Below are 22782 nucleotides of genomic sequence, written 5' to 3'. Positions count from 1 at the left end.
ATATCGTGTGCAGCTATTTTTCTCTACACCTATTATTACAATGTTAGCTAAAAGGAACACTATTTACAAATAATTTGATAACGTTCGCTTCATCAGATTTTAATGAAGAACAGCTATGATATTGCGTTTAAACTTTGATTTCCCTATAATTAGAAACGCACTAATAGAAATAGCTAAAAATTTCCGTTTATAAAGTGAGGTCAACAGCATGCTTTTTACGCTTAAACTAAAGAATATCTTCTTTATTCTACTTGGTTCCGCTATCTTTTCCTTTGGCATTGTTCATTTTAATATGCAAAACAATTTAGCTGAAGGTGGTTTTACAGGTATAACCTTATTACTATATTTTTTATTTAATTTAGATCCTTCCTACACAAATCTACTCTTAAACATTCCTTTATTTATTATTGGCTGGCGATTATTAGGAAGAAACGTCTTTTATTATACACTTATTGGTACACTCGCAGTCTCTGTGTTTTTATGGATTTTTCAACGCTATCAAATCAATATGCCACTTAAAGACGACTTAACTCTTGCTGCACTGTTTGCTGGTGTGTTCATTGGTGTAGGTCTAGGGATTATCTTTCGCTTCGGTGGAACGACTGGTGGCGTGGATATTATTGCACGCCTAGTCCATAAATACATTGGCTGGAGCATGGGGAAGACAATGTTTTTATTTGATGTAGTTGTTATTTCACTATCCCTAATTTTCTACCTAACCTACCAAGAAGCGATGTACACCCTTGTTGCCGTATTTGTTGGAGCTAGAGTCATCGATTTCATGCAAGAAGGAGCTTATTCTGCAAGAGGCGCTATCATTATTTCTGAGAAGAACCAAGAAATTGCAGACAAAATTATGACCGAAATGGAACGAGGTGTTACTGTTCTTAAAGGCCATGGTTCTTATTCTAAACAAGAAAAGGAAGTTCTTTATTGCGTTGTTGGTCGAAACGAGATCGTTCTTTTAAAGCGGGTCATTACTTCAGTGGACCCTCACGCATTTGTTTCCGTTACAATGGTTCATGATGTATTGGGAGAGGGATTCACTTTAGATGAAAACAAACGCCCTATCGAGCATTAATAAAAAAACAGCCCTATGGGCTGTTTTTTTATTTAATCTTCACTTCTGGACATTCCTGTATATATCAAGACTAAACGTACTAACTCAAGAACAGCAACTGCTGCTGCTGCAACATATGTTAAAGCGGCTGCATCTAGCACGCGTTTTGTCTCTCTTTCCTCATCATTACGAATGATCCCCATTGAAACTACTTGGTCCATGGCACGATTGGAAGCATTGAATTCTACTGGTAGTGTAACAACTTGAAAAACAACAGCTGCTGCCATAAAGACGATTCCCAGTAAAAGTAATCCACTAATTTGAGCAAAAATACCGACCATAATCAATATCCAAGATAGGTTTGAACCTAAATTCGCAACAGGAACTAATGCATGTCTAAAGCGTAAGAACGCATAATTCTGGTCATCTTGAATCGCGTGTCCAACTTCGTGTGCGGCGATCGCAGCGGCTGCAACAGAGTGACCGTGATAATTTTCGGAAGAAAGTCTTACTGTTTTTACCCTTGGATCATAATGATCTGTTAAATGTCCTCGAGTTTCTTCTACACCGACATGATATAAACCGTTGGCATCTAAAATTTTACGAGCTACCTCTGCCCCACGAATATGGGAGGAAGAAGCTACTTTAGAGTATTTTGCGTAAGCTCTCTTCACTTTAAATTGAGCCCAAAGTGGTACCAATATAATTAAAGCAAAGTAAATAAGGGTTGTCATTATGTTCCTCCAATTCAAAACAAGTTGTTACCCTAATTTTATAATTGACAACTATTGATGTCAATCTTTTAGCTCTCTTGAGCGGTTTTGCTCCCGCCTTTGATTTTTTTCACCGGCATACTTTCTAAACCCTACATAAGATAAAGTTGCAACAATGATACTACCTGTTGTAAAAATTACCCACCAAAGGGAAGGATCCGCTTCATCTTCGGTCATTCCTTCAAAAATACCCTTTAAATCACTTTCAATCGATTCTAAATCCTTCATACTACTTTCCTCGGAAAGTATTTTCGGTCGATAATGATCAATATAATTGATTTTTGTATCAAGTCTTTGGACTTTCTCTGATCTAATATCAAGTTTTAAACTAGGGTAAATCATTTGATATAGAGATAGGAAAGAGTTTAATTGCTCATGAAACCTCTCTGTATGCCCACTTTTGACCGCTTCTTTTACACCGCCAAATACCATTAGCACCTGTCCTTCCATCTCAGTCCAAAGAGGTTGACGACCTGTATTTATGGCGTCCATAACAAGGCGGAACTTTGTTACTTTATTTACGATCTCCGAATGTTCCATTGAATCATTAGCTGTTGCCTCTAACGCCTCATTATGAGCGACCGTAACAATCCGTAATTCGTCCATAGAAAACGGTCTTTGGTCCATGCTAATGAATTCTTCAGAGAAATACAAGAGAAGCTTATGTGCATCATCATATCGAGATGATCTCACCATTTGTAAGGCCTCATCTGAAATTGAATTTAGCTTATCGATAGGCGACGTTTCATCTGCATGTATCGTTATAGGAAATAGTAGAATCAAAATACATATAAATATAACAACTCTTGCTTTCATACTTGTCCCCCCTCTTTATACTATTAAATGTTATGTATGGGAGGACAAGGTTAGACCAGAAATTATTGAATAGCTAGAATCAAAATGTAAGTTCCATTTTCTTGCTGTTTGCTCTTACTACAAACCAATAAGCAAGCGATAATGATACAATACTTAACCAAAATGTAAAATAACCAATTTGAGGAATATAATCATCAAGCATATGATATCTAGGTAGCATTTTAAACACATAATCTATCACATCATTATGTATTGTCCAAATACCAGTTACAACTAAATGCCATGCCTTAAAACGGTAAAATGGCGCATATAATAAACCCTGTAAGGCCATTGCACCATGCGATAGCATTAGCATATAACCAATCATATCTAACTCTCCAGATACAACTAATACAAGATAGTTCATCACAACTGCCCAGATACCATACTTAAACAAGGTCACCATAGCTAACGCCTCAAATAAAGGCCAATTTCTACCCAGTAAAAAGGCAACTAAAACAAATACAAAAAATAAACAAGCTGTTGGGCTGTCTGGAACAAAGAGTAAGAAAATCGGTGGTGTTTCTGCTAGCTGATATCGGTACCAATAATAGGCGTAGATGGTCCCAAGAATATTAATTACAAGTAAGAACCAAAGAATCATTCGATTGGTTAAAAAATAGTAAATCCACTTCATCTTGCACCTCGCTATCATTTGAAAAAAGCTGGCATATACTATGCCAGCTCTCAAGATTTATTCACTTTTAAGAGAAGAGACAAACTCTGCAAGTACTTCTAACTCTTCATCAGTACCTTTAAACATTCCAGCAGGCATAGAGCCTCTACCATTTGTAGCAATATCCTTAACTTCCTCAGCAGTTAATTCATTACCAACTAAAGCTGGATTTGGCCCTCCCCCTTGGAGATCGCCTCCATGACATGCTAAACAGCCATTTTGATCGAGAAGCTTATAGCCGTCAGACTCTTGGTCAAACTCGACCTCAGCAACGATTTGACCTTGAGCTTTAGCAGCTTCCCAGTCATGTGTTGCAACAGATTCCCAAGTTAAAAATGTAATAGCTGCAAGAGCTAGTAACATAAAACCAGTTGCTAATGGACGTTTAGAAGGACGGCGTTCAGGTCCACGGTCGATAAATGGTGCTAACAATAATCCACCAAATGCTAAACCAGGAATAATAAATGCCCCAATCGCATTGTATGGTCCTGAAGCATAGCTATACTTTAACAATTGGTATAAGAATAAGAAATACCAGTCTGGCAGTGGAATATATGCCGTATCTGTTGGATCAGCCATTTTCTCTAGAGGAGATGGATGAGCAATAGTTAAACATAAATATCCAATAAGGAAAACTGCCCCTACCATCCATTCTTTGAGAAGGAAGTTAGGCCAGAATGCTTCCGTTTTGCCAGGAAATTCCGAGTAGTCTTTCGGAATATTCGGTTTGCGTTCTGCAGGTACACGAGAATCACCTACGAACTTCATACCTTTTCCACGATGCATACAACAATCCCCCTCCTTTTTTATCAATCTCTTTCAATAGATTACATTTAGGTTTTACAATGGACCAGAGATACCTTGCTTACGAATCATTAAGAAGTGAGCTCCCATTAATCCTAATAGAGCACCAGGTAAGAAGAATACATGAATTGCAAAGAAACGAGTTAATGTTTGAGCACCGACGATATCAGAGTGTCCAGCAAGTAAGATTTTCACTTGTTCCCCGATAAGTGGAGTTGACTCAGCAATTTTAATCCCTACCTGAGTAGCAAATAGAGCTTTCATATCCCATGGTAATAAATATCCAGTGAATCCTAAACCAAGCATAACGAAGAAAATTAATACTCCGACAATCCAGTTCAATTCACGAGGCTTTTTATACGCACCTTGGAAAAACACTCGCAATGTATGTAAGAACATCATAACGATAACAAGACTAGCACCCCAGTGGTGCATGCCGCGAACAATTTGTCCAAATGCAACTTCATTTTGAAGATAATAAACAGATTCCCAAGCATTTTTTATATCTGGAACATAATACATCGTTAGAAACATACCAGATAAAATTTGAATAACCGTAACAAAGAACGTTAAACCACCAAAACAGTACACGAACGCTGAAAAGTGATGAGCAGGGTTAACGTGCTCAGGAACTTCATGGTCAGCAATGTCGCGCCACAAAGGCGTAATATCTAAACGTTCATCTACCCAATCATAAATTTTGTTTAACATCTATTACGCCTCCTCTCTTGGCTTGGCTTTTCCTAAAAGTAGAAAGCCGTCTTTTTCTTGTGTTGGATATACATCAAGTTTTGCAATTGGTGGTGTACCAGGTACGTTCGTTCCGTCCTTTTCATACAATCCACCATGACAAGGGCAATAAAAACGATTTTGATTTGCTTTGTCAGTGTTCCAGTCAACCACACAGCCTAAATGCTTACACACGGGTGATAAAGCGACGATCTCCCCATTTTCATCCTTGTATACCCATGCCGTATTTGTTACTTCTGAAGTGTACCAAGCATCTTGTTGTTCAAATGAAAAGTCAACTCGAGTTGGTTCCTCAGTAATTTCACTGATTTTTTGCGGTGTAGGAATAAAATCCCCACTTGCACTCGCTTTCAATACTGGATCTACAGCAAAGCGAACCATTGGCATAAGCATTCCAGCAGCCATGAAACCGCCTACACCAGTGAGAGTGTAGTTTAAGAATTGACGTCTAGAAACACGATGTTTGCTCATACTTTTCCCCCCTCTATTATGAAGTTGAGTCCAACGGACATAATTCAACACATTATAAAACTAGGACATAACCATGATATATCAAGATGTAAGCGAGGTCAATATAATACTTTGACCAAACGATGTCAACTGTGTGACTATTATCTCTTTTTATACATCGTCTTGCCATTTTTGCATGAACAATTGTAAAAGCTGTTTTACTTGATCTTCTAAAATACTGTTTCTAGCACCCTCATCCATAGCTGCTAACGGGATGGACGGTAGCCAAATTAGGCCTCCCTTTAGTTCCCCTTCAATGGATTTCCATATACTATCTGATGTAACAAAGAAAACATGTTTAAATCCGTTTTCGAAAAGCTCTTTCTCCCAACCAATGACTTCTTCTAAAAGTTTCTCTTTACTCTTATTCTTTAGATAACTATGTCCTGGAAGCATAATCATCCTTCCCTTAAACTGCCTTTCTAAAGGGATTGTAAGCAGCTGGATAAATTCCGTCATCGCAACCGACTGCTTAATATCATTTCCAAATGACACTGGAAGCAAAGGCAACACAGCTGTGTCTACATACTCTTTTGCTCCTAAAAACATGTCCATATCCTGAGAAACCCATTTCACAAGAACCACTCCAATTATCTATTAAATCATTCTTATCATACCATTTTTTAGAAATAAAAAAAACCTGCTATGTACTAGCAGGCTTTTTCTTTATTCACTGTTTCCGAGCAGTTTTAGCTGTCTTGTTAGTTTCTGAAAGGCTTCCTGATCCTGTCTGTCAAGTGCATCATCAATCAACGTAAGAAGCTTATCACGCTGGAATTTTGATAAACTAGTTGTTAAAAATCTTTCAGCAAGGATACGATCCTTTTCATTAATTTGCAGACTGTTTGGCATAAATGGATTATCCTCTAGCACAATCACATATTGATGCGCTTGATTTGATGCGTGAAAATTCAACTGAATATAAATCTCTTCATCTCGATTAAGGCGAATGTCATGGAATGATTTTTCAGCATCCGTTGTCATCACATTTTCCTTATAAAAACGAAATGGTACTTCATCAACGCAATGTGTAGACATAACGAGACCACGTGGGCAATATTGCGCTTGATCAACAAAGTGCACTTTCTCCATTAATTGATCATGGCTCATTAAGTAATTTAAAATCCATACACATTCACGTCTTTTTAGTTGATAATGATTTAAAAACCAGCGAATAAAATCTTTTTTCTCGTTGACAGATACAGGGGTCGTCATCGTTGCTTCCCTCCTCTGCATACAACTAATTTCGATTAAACACCTGTTTTTTCACTTACATGTCTTCAGAAAATCTCTGCACCAATTCTGCAAACTCTTCATTACTTGGATCCATTTGAAGAAGTATACTAAAAACTTCTGCAGCGTCATGCGTTTTTCCTTCTTCAATTAAAAAATATCCGTAATCTGTTAAAAATTCTTGTTGATTCTTAAAGAAATTATATGCAAGTTGATATTTGTTTAATGCCTCTGAATATCTTTCAACATTCGCCAAAGCATTTGCTTCATCCCACAATAACTGCGGTTCTTCTACTCCATGCTCATTCATAATATCAATAATTTCTAACACATCGTCATATTTTTCTTGGTGAAAAAACAGCTTATTTAAGGTAAGTGCGGCTTCAACGAACTCCGGGTCAAGTGCTAACGCTTCCCTAATCAGCCGCTCTGCTTCATCTTCAAGATTTAATTTTAATGCAATTTTTCCACCGTAGAAGAAGAGGTCTTTATTAAACTCATCATGTTGAATGCCTTCTTTAATTACCTCGAGACTTGTCGATAACTCTTCTTCATGCTCATAAGCCTTAGCTAGGTATAAGTAAAGAGAGTTGTACTCACGGTCCATATTCTTTAATTCTGTAAGTTTCTCGATTGCCGTTTGGTAGTATCCGGCATGAAGGGCTGTAAAACCATACCCGAACAATGTATTCAATTCAAATCTGTCCTCTAGTGCTTGTTCATAATGGGGCAATGCCTCTTCAAACGCTCCACCTGCACTGTACGCCTCTGCTAAACGTTGGTGAATACTTGTCCCTGCAAGTTCTTTTTCCTTTTTAAGTACACCCTCGTACAATTGAATGGCATTTGTAAATCTTCCTTGTTCCATATAAAGCTCAGCCAAAGCAAAGTCTATCAATACTTCATCAGGAAGCACTTTTTTAGCTGTTAAGAGCTTCTGTTCACTTACTTCAAATAATCCTTGCATTTGGTATAAATCAGCTGCAAGAAGCAAGGCCTGCGGATAGCTCTGGTCAGACGAGTGAATTTTTTCAAGAGCTAGCATTGCTTCCTCCTCATTCCCGAGCTCGATACAAGCTTCTGCCAATAACACAAGCAGTTCCCCTTCTTCGGGGTACGCAATTAAAAGCGTTTCAAAAAGTTCTTTTGCTTCCTCTAGAAAACCTAGCTGAAGTAGTTCCTCACCAAGAACAAATCTCTCTTCATTTGATCCATTTAATAAAATATCTTGATAACTTTTTATTGCTTCCTCATGTTGACCACTTTCTAATAGTGAAAGGATCTTTTCTACTTTATCCATCTTGTATCCCTTCTTACTCTAATCTATTCCCCTGCAAAAAAACTAGGAGTCTTTATTATGACATGTTCTCCATATCCTGACCGAAACCATACCTTATCGCCTGCACGAATCACTTCGCCTTTATGCACGGTTACTAGTAGTCTATCACTATGATATAAAAATAGGGTCTTTTCATCAATATTTATGATTTCAGATGGTTTCACATAGAAATTATAACTCACTTCACTTCCTGGATGTAAATGAGATTTAACAGGTAGAATTCCCATCTTATGCAGCGCTTCCTGTGAAATAGGTTCCCCTTCTACTAGTTCTTCTCTTATTCTTGGAATATTATGTTTAGCCATAATATCATCCCATACTTGACTGGCACGCTTCTTCTCGCGTTCTCCATCCATTAGAAAGCATGGAATTAAGGGACTATTATATGGAAACATTGCTTCCCTTATCCATCCCCAAGGCTTCTCTTTCAATTCATCTACTGAAGAAAACTCAATAAAAACCGCTGGTACCTTTTCTCGTTTGACTGATCGAATAAAGGATGGAGTCAATGCAGATATAGGAATCTTTACTCCAATAACATAGTCAATTGGACTACTTAATAACCCCATTTTCACCTGTTTCAAGCTTGTTTTTAAATTCTTCTCTTGGGATACTGACACATAAGTTAAAAATGTGGTACAGCCCTTTTTAAGAAACCTTTCCGTCATATATGGCTTCATTTCTGAAAAGGTTGTGAGGGATGGTACTTTCGGGTCAAAGATGATATGGGGATTTGTCGTAATATAGCCGCTGGCATTCATTTTTACATAAGAATAGTTTTTCATTTCACTAGTGATCGAGGAAATACGCTCATTTTTCACAAGAATAGATATTTTCTCAAGCTTGTCCTTCTTTAAAAGGTTTATATTCTCTATAATATACGCCATAAAACCACCTCTTTTTAGGGTCTTATGACAAACTATGAGACAAAATGGACAATCATACATATTTATAGAAAATATAAAACTGGCACGTATCAAATACGTGCCAGTTTCATTTGCTAATTAATTAATTTATTTAAGTGTGAGAAGAACTTTGGATAAGAAACAGAGATTGCTTCTTCGTTTTCTAAGGTTACTTCCTCACTGCTGATTAAGCTTGCAATCGCAAGCATCATTCCGATTCGATGGTCTCCATGGCTATTCACTTGGCCGCCATGAAGCTTGCTTCCACCGTGAATAATCATACCATCGTCCGTTGCTTCAATCGACGCCCCTAATTTCTTCAACTCATTAACAACTGTATCAATTCGGTTTGTTTCTTTTACCTTTAATTCCTCAGCGTCCTTAATAATCGTTGTCCCATTAGCTTGTGTAGCTAATAGAGCAATGATAGGAATTTCATCGATTAAGCGAGGAATCATATCTCCCTCAATCGTTATTCCCTTTAGACTTGAGGTTGTAATAGTTAAGTCTGCTACAGGCTCTGCCGCATCCTTACCTTCATCAGAAACATGTAGAGAAGCTCCCATCTGAAGCATCACGTCAATAATCCCTGTTCTAGAAGGGTTAATACCAACATTGCGCAATGTCACTTCACTATTAGGAACAATCGCACCAGCTACTAAAAAGAACGCAGCAGAAGAGATATCACCCGGTACATGAACATGAGTTGCCTGGAGTGTTTGTCCACCGTTTACAGAGACCTTTAAACCATCAACAGAAACTTCCCCACCAAATTGGCGAATCATTCTTTCCGTATGATCTCTTGTTTTCGATGGTTCAATGACCGTTGTCGTTCCTTGTGCTTGTAAACCAGCTAGTATAATTGCTGATTTTACTTGCGCACTTGCCATTGGAAGCTCATACGTAAATCCTTCTAAATTTCCACCTCTAATAGAAATAGGAGTGAACTTTCCATTTTCTCTGCCGTCAATAATTGCGCCCATTTGACGAAGTGGATTCGTAACCCTTGTCATAGGACGTTTGGCGATGGAAGAATCTCCTTCTAATGCAGTAAAAAAAGGTCTACCTGATAAAATACCAAGCATCAATCGAATCGTTGTTCCCGAATTACCTACATCTAGTCGTTCATTAGGTTCTTCTAGGCCTTCAAAGCCCTTCCCAACGATTTCAACCGTATCTTCATGCTGGTGAATCGATACCCCTAATTTTCGAAAACAAGCAATCGTACTAAGACAGTCTTCACCTGTTAGAAAATTAGATACGGTAGTCGTACCATGAGCAATCGCTCCAAACATAACAGAACGATGAGAAATAGACTTATCTCCAGGGATAGAGAGTTCCCCTACCAGTCTCTTTACTTGTGACGTTAACACCGTTGTCATTGATTGTATCCTTCCTTTCGAATAGAAAAGCGGAAGCGCCTTGGTAAGCTCCGACAGGCATAAGACGGAGACCGAAAGAGGTCCTGACCTCTGTAGGGCTTTGGCTTATGACCCGAGGAGCTAGGCGCTGCAGCTAGACACTGTTAAAAGTTCATTTAAGTAATACTTCCTATCTTTTAACCAAACCTATAGGCCGGTTGAGGTACCATAATTGGTATAGCGTTGGATGCATTCCTCCGCATTCGCCATATCGACCTCTGTTTGAAAACTGATAACAAGTACCCCGTTTATATCTTCTCTAGTTTCTAGAATACGGATATTGGTAATGGAAATACGCTCTTTTGCTAAATAACCTGTAATTTCTGAGATAACACCTGGGTAATCCGGAACATCTACAAATAGATCGTAAAATGCAGGGATTGCTCCCTTTTCCTTACTAGGAAGATCATCCCGAAAATTTTTGGCTTCGGCAAAATAATCAAACAGCTCCGCCTCATTGTTATCTGATAAAATTTTTGAGAACTTATCCATTTCATCCTTCCAACGATCTAACAAAGAAAGAAGTACTTTCTTGTTGTGAAGGGAAATATCCTTCCACATGGCTGGACTGCTTGAGGCAATTCTAGTAATATCTCTAAAACCACCAGCAGCTAACCTTGTAATCAGCTGATGGTCTCTACTTGTTTGCTCCGCCTGATGTACGAGAGAGGCCGCAATCACATGCGGAAAATGACTAATAACACCTGTTAAGTAATCATGTTCTTCAGGTGATATAGTAATAAATTTCGCTCTAGTTCCTTCAAGCCAACTTTTTAATAAATCAACCTTGTCCTGTGAGATATGTGGCTCTGGTGTGAATAAGTAAAAAGCATTTTCAAATAGAATTTCCTTGGCTGCAGCAACTCCACTTTTGTGTGAGCCAGCCATCGGATGCCCACCAATAAACGTGATGTTTTTCTCCTTTAAACACTGTGCTTTCAAAACAATTGCTTCTTTTGTACTTCCAGCATCACTGATAATGACATCTTTTTTTAGAGGAAGTTCACAAAGCTTCTCAATCATTTTTTCTGTTTCTATAACAGGAGTTGAAATAAGAATAACATCTGCGTTCATTGCTTCTTCTTCCAAATTGTCACAAATCTCATCTATTACGCCAAGCATCTTACCAAGACGGCATTGTTCAAAATTAATGTCGAAACCTATTAGTGTTGCTTCTGGGTGTCTTTTCTTAATGCAAAGAGCTAATGACCCCCCAATTAGCCCTAGTCCAATGACTAGCACACGCCCTTTCAAGAAATCACCGCCTAAAGTTACTTAATGTGCTTTTACTTGCATGTACTGTGACATTTTTTCAATAATGCCAGCATTTTGTTCCTTCGAGCCAACCGTAACTCGGACCGATGTCGGAAAACCAAGGGCATTTCCTGACCGTACGATATATCCTCTCTCTAATAAGAACTGAAATACCTCATTGCCATCAGTCTTAAAATCTATTAAGATAAAATTCCCTTGCGAAGGCATATAAGAAAGATTATGCTCCTCACAGAACTTATAAAACTGTTCTAATCCTTGATGGTTTAAGGTACGACAGTTTTCCACGTACTCTTGATCACCTAAAGCTTCAATAGCCGCTAATTGCGCAAAACTATTCACGTTAAATGGCTCTCTCACCGGCTCTAGCGCACGAATGATTTCTTTGGAAGCAAATCCATATCCCACACGCAAGCTAGCTAAACCATAAATTTTCGAGAAGGTTCTAAGAACAATCAAATTTGAATACTGCTCAACCAGTTCCACAGAATTATAGTAATCATCCGCAATTACATACTCATAGTAGGCTTCATCCAATACAACGAGTGTTTCTTTTGGAACTCTAGAAAGAAAACTTTCCAACTTTTCTTTTGGAATATATGTACCAGTAGGATTATTCGGACTACACACCCAAACCACATTTGTCTTCTCGTCAATTGCCGCAAGCATTTGATCTAGATCATGGTGACCATCTACCAAAGGAATCTCACGAATTTCTGCACCCTCAATAATGGCATTGTGCTTATACTGCGGGAAGGTCGGAGTAGCCATTACCGTATTATAGCCAGGACGTAGAAGGGCACGGGCAATAATTAGAATCAATTCATCTGAACCGTTCCCAAAGATTAATTGATCTTGTGTCACTCCCACATGAGATGCTAACACATCGCGTAAGGTCGTGGCATAGCCATCTGGATAAAGAGCGAAATAGCCTGTTTCTTTAGACATGACTTCACTCACTTTTTTTGAACAACCAAAAGGGTTTTCATTGGATGCTAATTTAATGATTTCTACCAACCCATACTGCCTTTTTACTTCTTCCTTTGATTTCCCCGGCTGATAAGGGGCTAACGACTTTATTTGATCCTTCCATCTCATCATCCATCACCTCTTACGTATAAATAAAAATCCCTATTGCTTTAAATCCGGTCGTAAAAGAACTGCTTCCTCCAAATAAACATGTTCAATATCCGTTTGTGCTATTTCAGTATTTACGTGCATCATGACCCTGATACAAAAAGTAATTCCAGTCGGAACAGAGATTTCCTTCATACACATAACAGGAACATATGTCCAACCTTCTAATTGACGCATAGCTTTAGCTGGAAATGTAGCTGTAACATCATCAGTTACAGAAATAAATACGGATGCGACTGACTCTGGAGAGATTCGATTAGCTTGAATCATTTCATCGAGCAGTCTCTTGGTGGATGCTAAAATTTCTTCTTCTTTATTTTCTTGGACCGTAATAGCACCTCTAACTCCTCTAATCATCGGCTCTCCTCCTTCATAAATAGTTTTAGTTCTTCCAAAAGGACCATTTCGTCGATTTTATAAAGGACTGGTTTCCCAATATCCTCTAATAATACAAATTGAATCACTTGACCAATGGTCTTCTTATCCTGTTTCATACGATCGATTAAGTTTTCTTCATATAGCCCTGAAGGAACTTTTGTTGAGTAACCAAGTTTATGTAGCCAATCAACAAACTCTTGGAGATCAAACTGTAAATGTAAAAGTTTTTTACTTAACCGCAATGCGAATACCATCCCGATTACAACTGCTTCCCCATGTGAAATGGAGCCGTATCCTGCTTCCGCTTCAATAGCATGACCAAGTGTATGGCCAAAGTTTAGAAATGCTCGTATCCCCAGCTCTTTTTCATCTTTTGAAACAACAGATTCTTTTACCTTTATTCCCTTTGATAAACACTCTTGTAATTGCCCGGTCGTTATCGTTTGAAGATTATCTACATCTGTTAAAAGCCATTGATAAAAATGAAGTTCATTTATTAGTGCATGCTTCATTACTTCTGCAAAGCCTGAACGACGCTCCATCGCTGGAAGACTTTGTAAAAAATTAATATCGTATATAACAGCTTCAGGTTGATAGAATGCACCTATCATGTTTTTACCAAGTGGATGATTGATTGCAACCTTCCCGCCAACTGCACTATCGTGTGCCAGAATGGTAGTAGGCAGCTGAATAAAAGGGACACCTCTCATAAAAGAAGCAGCAACAAACCCACATAAATCACCAATCGCCCCTCCACCAAGCGCGATAAACAATGATTTACGGTCCAGTTTTTCCTGTAATGCAGCCGTTAAACAATCATAAAAAACATCAAAAGTCTTTGCTTTCTCTCCATTAGGAACAAGATGCGTGACCACCTCGTATTCACCTAATTGCTGTTTTACTTGATTTAAATACCGATCCCCAACATTACTGTCCGTAATAATCATGATTTTGGTAACGTTTGATAGTTGTTCCTTTAAAAAAGGGGCTATGGCTGTTACTGCCTCAGCCCCTAAAATTACAGGATACTCCTTAGAAGTAGTATGGATTTGAATCGTCTCCATTAGAACTCCCTCGCATATGCTCTTTGATCTTCAATTGATTTTATTAATGTATCTAGACGATCTGCGTAGAATTGATTAGTTATTGCTGTCGCAAGCTCCCAAGCAATTACATTTTCAGCAACGACTGCGGCAGCAGGTACTGCACAGCTATCTGATCTCTCAATACTTGCAGTAAAAGATTCTTTTGACTCAATATCAACACTTTGTAGTGGCTTGTAAAGTGTTGGTATGGGCTTCATTACTCCACGAATAACAATTGGCATTCCTGTCGACATTCCACCTTCAAGGCCACCTAGACGATTTGTGCTGCGATGGAAACCTTCTCCTTCACTCCACTCAATCTCATCATGAACTTCACTGCCAGGTTTCCTAGCTGCTTCAAATCCAATCCCAAACTCAACACCCTTAAAGGCGTTAATGCTCACGATAGCAGCAGCTAGCTTAGAATCGAGCTTTCTGTCATAGTGAACATAGCTCCCTACACCAGGAGGCATTCCTTCAACAACAACTTCTACGATTCCTCCTATAGAATCTCCATTCGCTTTTGCATCATCGATTGCCTGCATCATTTTCTTTTCAGCCACAGGATCTAGGCATCTTACTGGTGAATTCTCGGTAATCTCAGCCAAACTCTCAATGGAGTCATATGCATTTACCTCAGATTTGATCCCACCAATCTCAACCACATGTGATGCAACCTGAATTCCTAGTAAAGATAAGAGTTTTTTTGCAACTGCTCCAGCAGCCACTCTTACCGTTGTTTCTCTAGCAGAGGATCTTTCAAGAACGTTACGCATATCTCTATGTCCATATTTAAGTGCACCGTTTAGATCGGCATGTCCAGGACGTGGACGAGTTATAACGCGTTTAACTTCTTCATCATCTGTAGGTTCTGCACCCATAATCTTTGTCCAATGCTTCCAATCGTCGTTTTGTACAACGAGCGCTACAGGTGATGCAAGTGTTAATCCATGTCTGACACCGCTTGTAATATGTACAGTATCCTTTTCAATTTGCATCCTTCTACCGCGACCATGCCCTTTTTGTCTTCTTGCTAATTCTTTGTCAATGTCTTCTGCAAGAAGCGGCATTCCTGCTGGTAAACCTTCAATAATTGTTGTTAATTGTGGACCGTGTGACTCTCCTGCTGTTAAATATCTCATTTCTCTTTCCCCCTTCAACTCATTAAAGGATTATTTCTCAATATAACATATGTCCTTCAATAAACATAGCAGAAATTTGTGAATTTACAAAAAAAGAAGCCAAATTCTTGGCTCCTATCTTTTACGATAAAAAAACGTGTCTTCCGTTTCCAGTCCATATAAAGATGGATTAAAGATTTGCTCGGTACTGCCGACAAAGAAAATTCCATCCTGTCTTAATGCCTCACTGAACTTATAGTATAATACATCTTTAGCTTCTTCAGTAAAATAAATCAAAACGTTTCTACACACGATCAAGTCAAAAGATCCAGCAAATGGATCAGCGAGTAAATTCTGCTTTTTGAATGTTACCGTCTTTTTGATATCGTCAGAAATCTTAAAAAAGCTTCCATCCTGTGTAAAAAACTTCTTTTTCATTTCGGAAGGAACTTCATTCAAAGAACGTTCTGGATACATGCCAATCTTTGCTCTTTCAATTACATTATCATCAATATCAGTCGCTAAAACTTGAATCTGCGAAAGTGGCATAAAGTTTGAAAGAATCATGGCAATTGTATATGGTTCCTCACCTGTTGAGCAAGCAGCACTCCACACCTTCAGTCGTTTATTCTTCTCTAATAGTTTAGGAAGTATTTTTGATTCTAACACTTCCCATCGTTTCCCATTTCGGTAAAATTCAGACACATTGATCGTCATTCGGTCAAGAAACTCATTTAATAGTAGCTTGTCCTGACTTATTGCTGTGTAAAAGTCCTGAAATGAAGCTAACCCCTTTTTTTCATAGAGTGAAATTAAACGTCTTTTCATTTGTGCTTCTTTATATAACGACAAATCAATCCCAGTTTTTTTCTTTATGTTTATTGTAAATTGTTCATAATCATTTCCCAGCATACTTTTCTCCCCTGAATTTGAACTTTTCTATCTGTATGTTTTATTATAGCGAAATTCAGTAAAAATGGAGAAAATTTATGTGAAAAAAGACTTGGGTATTTTTTACTCCTACCCCTTGAATGCGGTTACAAAAAAAGAGACTTGAAAAACCAAGTCTCTTTTAGTATTAATAAGCCCAATTGTTTAAAAGTTTGCTATATGAAAGAAGTTCCTCTTCTTTAAAGAATAAAGCGATTTCTCTTTCAGCACTTGCAAGAGAATCTGATCCATGTATTATATTTTTCCCAACAGTCACGGCAAAATCTCCACGGATCGTTCCTGGTTGAGAATCCTTTGGATTTGTCGCTCCCATCATTTGGCGTGCTGAAGCAATTACATTTTCCCCTTCCCAAACCATAGCGAAAACAGGTCCTGAAGTGATAAAGTCTACCAACTCACCGAAGAAAGGGCGTTCCTTATGTTCACCGTAATGCTGTTCAGCCAACTCATTAGAAATCAGCATTAACTTTGCACCAACTAATTGAAAGCCCTTCCTCTCAAAACGCCCAACTATTTCACCAATCAAATTACGTTGGACCCCATCTGGTTTAACCATTAAAAATGTTTTCTCCATCAGTTACACTCCTCTTTGATTCGTATATGTATATGATTGCAATAGACAATCCACGAAAATCGTAACATAGTTATAACTGATTTCGCAACATTTAAAATTTTCGTTTACCTATGTACACAGCTATATCTCTAAGCGTCTTTTTAGCTCGGTTATTAGGTAATTGATTTAATACATCAATTGCCTTGTGTAGGTACCGATCACTTATAGAAAGCGAACGCTCAATGGCACCTGAATTCTTTATTGAAATGATAATCTCATCAATTTCCGGTGATGAAGTATGTTCATGAACCGCGGTAATTTTTTTACGTAAAGATTCATCCTCCATCGCAAACAGTACAGGTAATGTGATATTCCCTTGCAATAAATCACCACCAGCTGGTTTACCTAATTGCTCTTCTGTACCTGTAAAATCTAGCACGTCATCTGTGATTTGAAAGGACATGCCTACATAATATCCAAACTGATACAACTTCTTGTGAATCTCCTCATCTACGTTTGCTGCCACCGCTCCTAATTGGCAACTGGCTGCAATCAACAAAGCTGTTTTCCGCTTAATTCGAAGTAGATAGTCACGAAGCGTTTGATTGTAGTCATATTTAAATTTAATTTGTTCAATTTCCCCAACACATAGCTCAACAATCGTTTCTGAGAGAATTTGATGTGCTAATGGGTTTTTAATATTTGTCATTAATTCTAGCGATCTGGCAAAAATATAGTCACCTGTATACATCGCAATTCGGTTATCCCATTTCGCTTTAATCGTTGGCTGGCCACGTCTAAGTTCTGCATCGTCAATGACGTCATCATGAACAAGTGAAGCCATATGAATAAGCTCAAGCGCAACTGCCACGTTTTTTATCTCATGTATATCATAGTTACCAAACTTTCCTGACAGCAAAACAAAAACAGGGCGAATTCTCTTCCCCCCTGCCTGCAACAAGTGTAGAGATGCTTGACGAAGAAGAGGTGACTCAGCCTCCACCGTATCCTCTAGTGTTTTCTCAATAATATTAATATCTGAGTTTAAAAATGAATACATCATTTTTAGCTTCATTCGCGAATCACCTAGCCTAACCTGTACATGAAAATTATTTTATTTATGACCAAAATGAACAGCAGCTGCCCCGCCGCTATACGGCTTATATGTGACGTCATTAAAACCAGCCTGTTTGAATAAACTAGCGAGTTCTTTTACACCTGGAAAATCTCTAGCTGATTCTTGTAACCAGGAATATTCCCTATAGCTTTTTGCAAACACCCTACCAAACAATGGCATAATAAATCGAAAATAAAAATAGTATAACTGTCGATAGCCTATCAATGTAGGTTGTGAAGTTTCAAGACAGACTGCAATACCACCCGGCTTTAAAACACGATTCATTTCTTTTAATACTTGAAGATAATCTGGTACATTTCTTAAGCCGAACCCAATCGTAACATAATCAAATGAATGGTCAGGAAACGGTAACTCCATGGCATTTCCATGGATGAGCGTTACTTGGTTAAGATTGGACTCAGTAACTTTTTGTTTTCCCACATTAAGCATATTTTGACTAAAGTCTAGTCCTACCACTTCTCCAGTAGGTCCTACAGCCTCTGCAAGAGCAATGGTCCAATCCGCTGTTCCGCAACAAACATCTAGTGCCTTTTTTCCTTTTTGCACATTCATTTTTTTCATCGTATCTTCTCTCCATTTAGTATGGAGTTTAAAACTAATAACAGAATTCATTTTATCGTAGTTATCTGAGATCTTTTCAAAAACGTTATGAACTCGTTCTTCTTTTGACTGATGCATGCTTGTTACCCTTCTTCCACAAATGTTTTTGCCATCGTTTTTTGGTTTAGGATGGATGTGATTCGCGAATCTAACAGCTCATTTATTCGAGGAAGCCCTTTTTTAGCCTTTTCTAATAATTGTTTAGAAAACTCTATATATCGGTCACAAATTAATATTAAGTAGTTTTGTTGCTCAAAAGATAAGTCTTTAAGTGAACCGTTATGTTTTGGAAAAATAAGAGTATGAAGAGCGTCAAATACAATCGAAGATTTCTTTTGTACAAAGTTTTCCTTTTCCTTACAAAGGCGCTTTATTAACAATAAATTTTCAACAATGTCATTCCATCCATCTAAATGAAATTTTTTGGAAAATTGATCAATGAGAGATGATTCAATCAACTTCACATTATTCATCAATGTGTCAATTTCTGACACATCTTTTTGATATACAATTATTTTTTTATCATTGATTGTTTTTATTCCTTGAGCTAACATTCGAATGGTATGCACATCATTACAATCTGCAAGTAGTTTATAATATAACCCACTATAATAAACCCCAGCTAATACGGTTAATTGTCGCTGCTTTAATACTTCATTATTTGCACGGATGTTGGTTACTTGTTCATGAGTATCAAGGGCTACTTGAAGCAACATGGTCGTTATAGAATAATTCTCCAACTCTTTATTAGATAGCTTACATTGATCCAAAATTGAAATAAGTAACAAAAGCTTATCTTCATCTAACACTGGTGTATTGATATATTGGAACATATAGGGGTGAAGGAGCCTTTCCTCTACTTTTTCCTTCACATCGGCTATTTTTCTTTGAAAGTCTCCCACAATTATCACCCTTGTATCCCCAAATTCTGTATATGTATTGTGATTAGCCTCATTACTTCGCATGAGGATTACTGCATATGTACGGTTTACCACTCACTAAAGGCAGAGACAATTATATCACAAATGCCTACCAAATGGACATGATTCGCATTTATTTCGCTTTTGTTTCGCTCTCAACCTCTCCATAGGATGTAATAATTTTTGCATTTCCGCGAATCTTAATAGCTGACGTGTGCTCAGTAAACTGAGCAATCATCACTTCGCCTTTATCCAATTTCTCAGAGTGATGAAATTTGGTATCAGTTCCTCTTGTTAAACCGATTACGTTCACACCATCTTCTATAGCTTTAATAACGATGTAATCACTTGTTAAAGAATTTTTTTGGTCCACCAATTCTCGCTCCCTTCATTTTTGTATGAAAGGGCTAACCATTATGTAGCCCCTTCTATAATGTTTTAGTATTTAATTAGGGAAAGTACCTCAGCTCTAGCTGTTGCGTCCTCCGCAAGAGTACCTCGGACTGCTTGAGTTACGGTTTTGGCCCCAGGCTTTTTCACTCCACGCATAGTCATACACATATGCTCTGCTTCAACAACGACCATTGCACCATAAGGCTCCAGCTTCTCCATAATCGCGTCAACAACTGTGGAAGTAATTCTTTCTTGTAACTGAGGACGTTTAGCTACTGCTTCCACAGCACGAGCTAACTTACTCAATCCTGTCACTCGACCATTTCTTGGTATATAAGCTACATGAGCCACACCATAAAAAGGAACAAGATGATGTTCACACATAGAATAAAATGGAATATCTTTTACAAGGACAATCTCTTCATGGTCCTCACTAAATACTGTTTCAAAATATTCTTTTGGATCTTGATTCAATCCTGCGAATACTTCCTCATACATTTTCGCTACTCGTTTAGGCGTATCTAACACACCCTCACGATTTGGATCTTCACCTACGGCTTCTAATATAAGACGCACCGCTTCCTCTATTTGGGTACGATTAACTTCTGACATACTAAATTCCTCCTACTGCAATGAGTTCCCTCTGTTTTTTCATATCATGCCAACTACTTATACATATTAGCACAACCAATTTCTTTCTAGCAAAGTAGAAGTTTCTTTTAATGTGCCACAAAATAGCTAAAAAAATAGAAAAAGGATCACGTATAAACGAGATCCTTTTCTATAACATAATCATGTATCGATTTATGTAATTATTTTACAGCATCTTTAAGTGCTTTTCCTGGTTTGAAAGCAGGAACCTTGCTAGCAGAGATTTCGATCTCTTCACCAGTTTGTGGGTTACGTCCTTTACGAGCTGCACGCTCACGAACTTCGAAGTTCCCAAATCCGATTAATTGAACTTTATCACCGTTTTTAAGGGCTTCAAGAATTGAATCGAAAACTGCGTCAACTGCCTTTGTAGCGTCCTTTTTAGAAAGTTCACTCGCTTCAGCAACTGCGTTGATTAGTTCTGTCTTGTTCATGCCTTTCACCTCCTCCCAAAATGGTATATTCAGTTAGTGAAAACGTTCTTATCTTCATTAGTAAACAATTTAGTCGAATTCTATACGTAATTGAAGCTGTTTTCTCTGACATGCCTTATATTAAATGATGAAAACTAATTTTTCAACGTTTTTTTTAAGAAAAACCCTTATTTATAAGGCTTTGACGGCATATCGTACTAATTCTGTTAAAAGATTATCATATTAAATTGGGGTTATCAAGAATTTTCGCTAATTTATGGCAGTATTTTCGGGGTTTTTGATGAATTTTGTCGTGAATTTAATAAAATCAAACAAAAAAAGACTCCCATATAGGAGTCCATGCATTATAAGATTATCGCAATTAATCCACCAGAACCTTCGTTGATGATTCTTTCTAGCGTTTCTTTTAATTTGTATCTTGCATTTTCAGGCATTAATGATAATTTCGCTTGGATTCCTTCACGAACGATTGAACTCAGGCTTCTTCCAAAAATGTCTGAGTTCCAAATCGAAAGTGGATCGTCCTCAAAATCCTGCATCAAGTATCGAACCAATTCCTCACTTTGCTTCTCTGTTCCAATAATCGGAGCAAATTCGGACTCTACATCCACTTTAATCATATGAATGGAAGGAGCTACCGCTTTTAAGCGTACACCAAAGCGTGGTCCTTGACGGATGATTTCAGGCTCATCTAAGCTCATATCAGCGAGCGACGGCGCAGCAATTCCATAGCCTGTTTGTTTTACCATCTTAAGGGCATCAGAGATTTGATCATATTCTTGCTTCGCATGAGCAAAGTCTTGCATTAGCTCTAACAAATGATCTTTTCCTCGTATTTCTACTCCGACAATTTCTTTTAAAATGTCATCGTATAAATCGTCTGGCGCATACAGGTCGATCTCAGCAATTCCTTGACCCATCTCAATTCCAGCAAGCCCTGCACGATCAATAAATTCATAATCACTAAATTGACTAACGACTCGGTCAACATCTCTTAATCTCTTAATATCTTTAACTGTATCTTTCACAGCTTCCTGATAGCTTTCTCTTAGCCAGTGATCCTCTCTAAGTACCATGACCCAGCTAGGGAGGTTCACGTTTACTTCAAGCACAGGGAATTCATAAAGCGCTTCACGCATCACGTTCATGACGTCACCTTCGCGCATTCCTTCCACGCTCATTGCCAATACGGGAATATCGTATTTCTCTGAAAGCTCTGTACGTAATTTTTCCGTATTTGGATGATAAGGTTGTACGCTGTTAATGACCATAATGAATGGTTTTCCAACCTCTTTTAATTCATTGATTACTCTCTCTTCAGCTTCTAAGTATGCAGAACGTGGAATTTCTCCAATGGTACCATCTGTAGTAATAACTACACCAATCGTTGAGTGCTCTTGAATAACCTTCCTTGTTCCAATTTCAGCTGCTTCATGGAATGGAATTGGCTCTTCATACCAAGGTGTATTAATCATTCTAGGTCCATTTTCGTCTTCATAGCCCTTCGCACCTGGAACCGTATAACCAACACAGTCAACTAAGCGGATGTTCACATCCAACCCGTCATCAACATGTATGCTTGCAGCCTGATTTGGGACAAATTTTGGTTCAGTTGTCATAATCGTTTTCCCTGCAGCACTTTGAGGCAATTCATCTTGGGTGCGAGCTCGATCTGATTCATTTGCCATGTTTGGAATAACTACTAGCTCCATAAACTTCTTGATAAAGGTTGATTTCCCTGTTCTTACTGCTCCTACAACTCCTAAATATATATCGCCGCCCGTTCTTTCGGCAATATCTTTAAAAATATCTACCTTTTCCAA

The 22782-nt window shown here is 38.1% G+C and carries 26 protein-coding genes; 1 reads left to right on the top strand and 25 read right to left on the bottom strand.

Going from position 1 to position 22782, the window contains the following annotated elements:
- Positions 1-208: 208 nt before the first annotated feature.
- Positions 209-1081, top strand: coding sequence for a YitT family protein (locus ACVBAX_RS02725; protein ID WP_430773033.1), 873 nt, complete (start codon positions 209-211; stop codon positions 1079-1081).
- 32 nt (positions 1082-1113) lie between these two features.
- Here ACVBAX_RS02725 and ACVBAX_RS02720 read toward each other — a convergent pair whose 3' ends face one another.
- The 25 genes from ACVBAX_RS02720 to spoIVA form a co-directional block, all read right to left on the bottom strand.
- Positions 1114-1794, bottom strand: coding sequence for a zinc metallopeptidase (locus ACVBAX_RS02720; protein ID WP_430773032.1), 681 nt, complete (start codon positions 1792-1794; stop codon positions 1114-1116).
- 60 nt (positions 1795-1854) lie between these two features.
- Positions 1855-2649, bottom strand: coding sequence for a sporulation protein YpjB (gene ypjB, locus ACVBAX_RS02715; protein WP_447115791.1), 795 nt, complete (start codon positions 2647-2649; stop codon positions 1855-1857).
- A gap of 79 nt (positions 2650-2728) precedes the next feature.
- Positions 2729-3325 (bottom strand): DUF1405 domain-containing protein, encoded by a 597-nt coding sequence (locus ACVBAX_RS02710; RefSeq protein ID WP_430773029.1) that lies wholly within the window; start codon positions 3323-3325, stop codon positions 2729-2731.
- A 57-nt stretch (positions 3326-3382) separates the two neighbouring features.
- Positions 3383-4150, bottom strand: a complete 768-nt coding sequence (locus ACVBAX_RS02705) for a c-type cytochrome (RefSeq protein ID WP_430773027.1) — start codon at positions 4148-4150, stop codon at positions 3383-3385.
- A gap of 54 nt (positions 4151-4204) precedes the next feature.
- A complete protein-coding gene (gene qcrB, locus ACVBAX_RS02700; RefSeq protein ID WP_119708936.1) occupies positions 4205-4879 on the bottom strand; it encodes a menaquinol-cytochrome c reductase cytochrome b subunit in 675 nt (224 codons plus the stop codon).
- A 3-nt stretch (positions 4880-4882) separates the two neighbouring features.
- Positions 4883-5389 (bottom strand): QcrA and Rieske domain-containing protein, encoded by a 507-nt coding sequence (locus tag ACVBAX_RS02695; RefSeq protein WP_119708937.1) that lies wholly within the window; start codon positions 5387-5389, stop codon positions 4883-4885.
- A gap of 150 nt (positions 5390-5539) precedes the next feature.
- A complete protein-coding gene (locus tag ACVBAX_RS02690; protein WP_447115790.1) occupies positions 5540-6004 on the bottom strand; it encodes a YpiF family protein in 465 nt (154 codons plus the stop codon).
- Between the two features lie 90 nt (positions 6005-6094).
- Positions 6095-6643, bottom strand: coding sequence for a ReoY family proteolytic degradation factor (locus ACVBAX_RS02685; protein ID WP_430773022.1), 549 nt, complete (start codon positions 6641-6643; stop codon positions 6095-6097).
- 55 nt (positions 6644-6698) lie between these two features.
- A complete protein-coding gene (locus ACVBAX_RS02680; protein ID WP_447115789.1) occupies positions 6699-7961 on the bottom strand; it encodes a tetratricopeptide repeat protein in 1263 nt (420 codons plus the stop codon).
- Positions 7962-7984: 23 nt separating this feature from the next.
- Complete coding sequence (locus ACVBAX_RS02675) at positions 7985-8887, bottom strand: hypothetical protein (protein WP_447115788.1); 903 nt, start codon at positions 8885-8887, stop codon at positions 7985-7987.
- Between the two features lie 113 nt (positions 8888-9000).
- Positions 9001-10287 (bottom strand): 3-phosphoshikimate 1-carboxyvinyltransferase, encoded by a 1287-nt coding sequence (gene aroA, locus ACVBAX_RS02670; RefSeq protein WP_447115787.1) that lies wholly within the window; start codon positions 10285-10287, stop codon positions 9001-9003.
- Positions 10288-10473: 186 nt separating this feature from the next.
- Positions 10474-11580, bottom strand: coding sequence for a prephenate dehydrogenase (locus ACVBAX_RS02665; RefSeq protein ID WP_430773016.1), 1107 nt, complete (start codon positions 11578-11580; stop codon positions 10474-10476).
- 21 nt (positions 11581-11601) lie between these two features.
- On the bottom strand, positions 11602-12696 hold the full coding sequence (gene hisC, locus ACVBAX_RS02660) for a histidinol-phosphate transaminase (RefSeq protein ID WP_447116025.1): 1095 nt from the start codon (positions 12694-12696) through the stop codon (positions 11602-11604).
- A gap of 33 nt (positions 12697-12729) precedes the next feature.
- Positions 12730-13092 carry a chorismate mutase gene (aroH, locus tag ACVBAX_RS02655; protein ID WP_447115786.1) on the bottom strand — a complete coding sequence of 121 codons (363 nt, stop codon included), beginning with the start codon at positions 13090-13092 and terminating at the stop codon, positions 12730-12732.
- A complete protein-coding gene (aroB, locus tag ACVBAX_RS02650; protein WP_447115785.1) occupies positions 13089-14177 on the bottom strand; it encodes a 3-dehydroquinate synthase in 1089 nt (362 codons plus the stop codon). The genes aroH and aroB overlap by 4 nt, the downstream gene beginning before the upstream one ends.
- The gene (gene aroC, locus ACVBAX_RS02645; protein ID WP_447115784.1) at positions 14177-15340 is read right to left on the bottom strand and encodes a chorismate synthase; all 1164 of its coding nucleotides are present in this window, start codon (positions 15338-15340) and stop codon (positions 14177-14179) included. The genes aroB and aroC overlap by 1 nt, the downstream gene beginning before the upstream one ends.
- A 114-nt stretch (positions 15341-15454) precedes the next feature.
- Positions 15455-16231 (bottom strand): CheR family methyltransferase, encoded by a 777-nt coding sequence (locus tag ACVBAX_RS02640; RefSeq protein ID WP_447115783.1) that lies wholly within the window; start codon positions 16229-16231, stop codon positions 15455-15457.
- A gap of 166 nt (positions 16232-16397) precedes the next feature.
- A complete protein-coding gene (gene ndk / locus ACVBAX_RS02635; protein WP_447115782.1) occupies positions 16398-16844 on the bottom strand; it encodes a nucleoside-diphosphate kinase in 447 nt (148 codons plus the stop codon).
- A 91-nt stretch (positions 16845-16935) separates the two neighbouring features.
- Positions 16936-17898 (bottom strand): heptaprenyl diphosphate synthase component II, encoded by a 963-nt coding sequence (gene hepT / locus ACVBAX_RS02630; RefSeq protein ID WP_447115781.1) that lies wholly within the window; start codon positions 17896-17898, stop codon positions 16936-16938.
- A 39-nt stretch (positions 17899-17937) separates the two neighbouring features.
- Positions 17938-18639 (bottom strand): demethylmenaquinone methyltransferase, encoded by a 702-nt coding sequence (locus ACVBAX_RS02625; protein WP_447115780.1) that lies wholly within the window; start codon positions 18637-18639, stop codon positions 17938-17940.
- A gap of 5 nt (positions 18640-18644) precedes the next feature.
- A complete protein-coding gene (locus ACVBAX_RS02620) occupies positions 18645-19472 on the bottom strand; it encodes a heptaprenyl diphosphate synthase component 1 (protein ID WP_447115779.1) in 828 nt (275 codons plus the stop codon).
- 142 nt (positions 19473-19614) lie between these two features.
- Positions 19615-19854: a trp RNA-binding attenuation protein MtrB gene (gene mtrB / locus ACVBAX_RS02615; RefSeq protein WP_430773007.1), complete on the bottom strand. Its 240-nt coding sequence runs from the start codon at positions 19852-19854 to the stop codon at positions 19615-19617.
- A gap of 65 nt (positions 19855-19919) precedes the next feature.
- A complete protein-coding gene (gene folE / locus ACVBAX_RS02610) occupies positions 19920-20486 on the bottom strand; it encodes a GTP cyclohydrolase I FolE (protein ID WP_447115778.1) in 567 nt (188 codons plus the stop codon).
- A gap of 200 nt (positions 20487-20686) precedes the next feature.
- Positions 20687-20959, bottom strand: coding sequence for an HU family DNA-binding protein (locus ACVBAX_RS02605; RefSeq protein WP_066047575.1), 273 nt, complete (start codon positions 20957-20959; stop codon positions 20687-20689).
- Positions 20960-21303: 344 nt separating this feature from the next.
- A complete protein-coding gene (gene spoIVA / locus ACVBAX_RS02600) occupies positions 21304-22782 on the bottom strand; it encodes a stage IV sporulation protein A (RefSeq protein ID WP_119708952.1) in 1479 nt (492 codons plus the stop codon).

The organism is Robertmurraya sp. GLU-23 (assembly GCF_052983275.1).
Note: the sequence above shows the minus strand (reverse complement) of the source record. Positions and strands in the feature narration are given on the sequence as shown.

Excerpts from the sequence above, each read along its gene's own strand:
- qcrB (WP_119708936.1), bottom strand. The coding sequence starts at position 4,879 with ATGTTAAACAAAATTTATGATTGGGTAGATGAACGTTTAGATATTACG.
- aroB (WP_447115785.1), bottom strand. The coding sequence starts at position 14,177 with ATGGAGACGATTCAAATCCATACTACTTCTAAGGAGTATCCTGTAATT.
- aroH (WP_447115786.1), bottom strand. The coding sequence starts at position 13,092 with ATGATTAGAGGAGTTAGAGGTGCTATTACGGTCCAAGAAAATAAAGAA.
- aroA (WP_447115787.1), bottom strand. The coding sequence starts at position 10,287 with ATGACAACGGTGTTAACGTCACAAGTAAAGAGACTGGTAGGGGAACTC.
- ypjB (WP_447115791.1), bottom strand. The coding sequence starts at position 2,649 with ATGAAAGCAAGAGTTGTTATATTTATATGTATTTTGATTCTACTATTT.
- ACVBAX_RS02640 (WP_447115783.1), bottom strand. The coding sequence starts at position 16,231 with ATGCTGGGAAATGATTATGAACAATTTACAATAAACATAAAGAAAAAA.
- ACVBAX_RS02605 (WP_066047575.1), bottom strand. The coding sequence starts at position 20,959 with ATGAACAAGACAGAACTAATCAACGCAGTTGCTGAAGCGAGTGAACTT.
- ACVBAX_RS02695 (WP_119708937.1), bottom strand. The coding sequence starts at position 5,389 with ATGAGCAAACATCGTGTTTCTAGACGTCAATTCTTAAACTACACTCTC.
- ACVBAX_RS02725 (WP_430773033.1), top strand. The coding sequence starts at position 209 with ATGCTTTTTACGCTTAAACTAAAGAATATCTTCTTTATTCTACTTGGT.
- ACVBAX_RS02710 (WP_430773029.1), bottom strand. The coding sequence starts at position 3,325 with ATGAAGTGGATTTACTATTTTTTAACCAATCGAATGATTCTTTGGTTC.
- ACVBAX_RS02720 (WP_430773032.1), bottom strand. The coding sequence starts at position 1,794 with ATGACAACCCTTATTTACTTTGCTTTAATTATATTGGTACCACTTTGG.
- ACVBAX_RS02625 (WP_447115780.1), bottom strand. The coding sequence starts at position 18,639 with ATGCATCAGTCAAAAGAAGAACGAGTTCATAACGTTTTTGAAAAGATC.
- hepT (WP_447115781.1), bottom strand. The coding sequence starts at position 17,898 with ATGAAGCTAAAAATGATGTATTCATTTTTAAACTCAGATATTAATATT.
- ACVBAX_RS02680 (WP_447115789.1), bottom strand. The coding sequence starts at position 7,961 with ATGGATAAAGTAGAAAAGATCCTTTCACTATTAGAAAGTGGTCAACAT.
- aroC (WP_447115784.1), bottom strand. The coding sequence starts at position 15,340 with ATGAGATATTTAACAGCAGGAGAGTCACACGGTCCACAATTAACAACA.
- ACVBAX_RS02685 (WP_430773022.1), bottom strand. The coding sequence starts at position 6,643 with ATGACGACCCCTGTATCTGTCAACGAGAAAAAAGATTTTATTCGCTGG.
- hisC (WP_447116025.1), bottom strand. The coding sequence starts at position 12,696 with ATGAGATGGAAGGATCAAATAAAGTCGTTAGCCCCTTATCAGCCGGGG.
- ndk (WP_447115782.1), bottom strand. The coding sequence starts at position 16,844 with ATGGAGAAAACATTTTTAATGGTTAAACCAGATGGGGTCCAACGTAAT.
- ACVBAX_RS02675 (WP_447115788.1), bottom strand. The coding sequence starts at position 8,887 with ATGGCGTATATTATAGAGAATATAAACCTTTTAAAGAAGGACAAGCTT.
- folE (WP_447115778.1), bottom strand. The coding sequence starts at position 20,486 with ATGTCAGAAGTTAATCGTACCCAAATAGAGGAAGCGGTGCGTCTTATA.
- ACVBAX_RS02705 (WP_430773027.1), bottom strand. The coding sequence starts at position 4,150 with ATGCATCGTGGAAAAGGTATGAAGTTCGTAGGTGATTCTCGTGTACCT.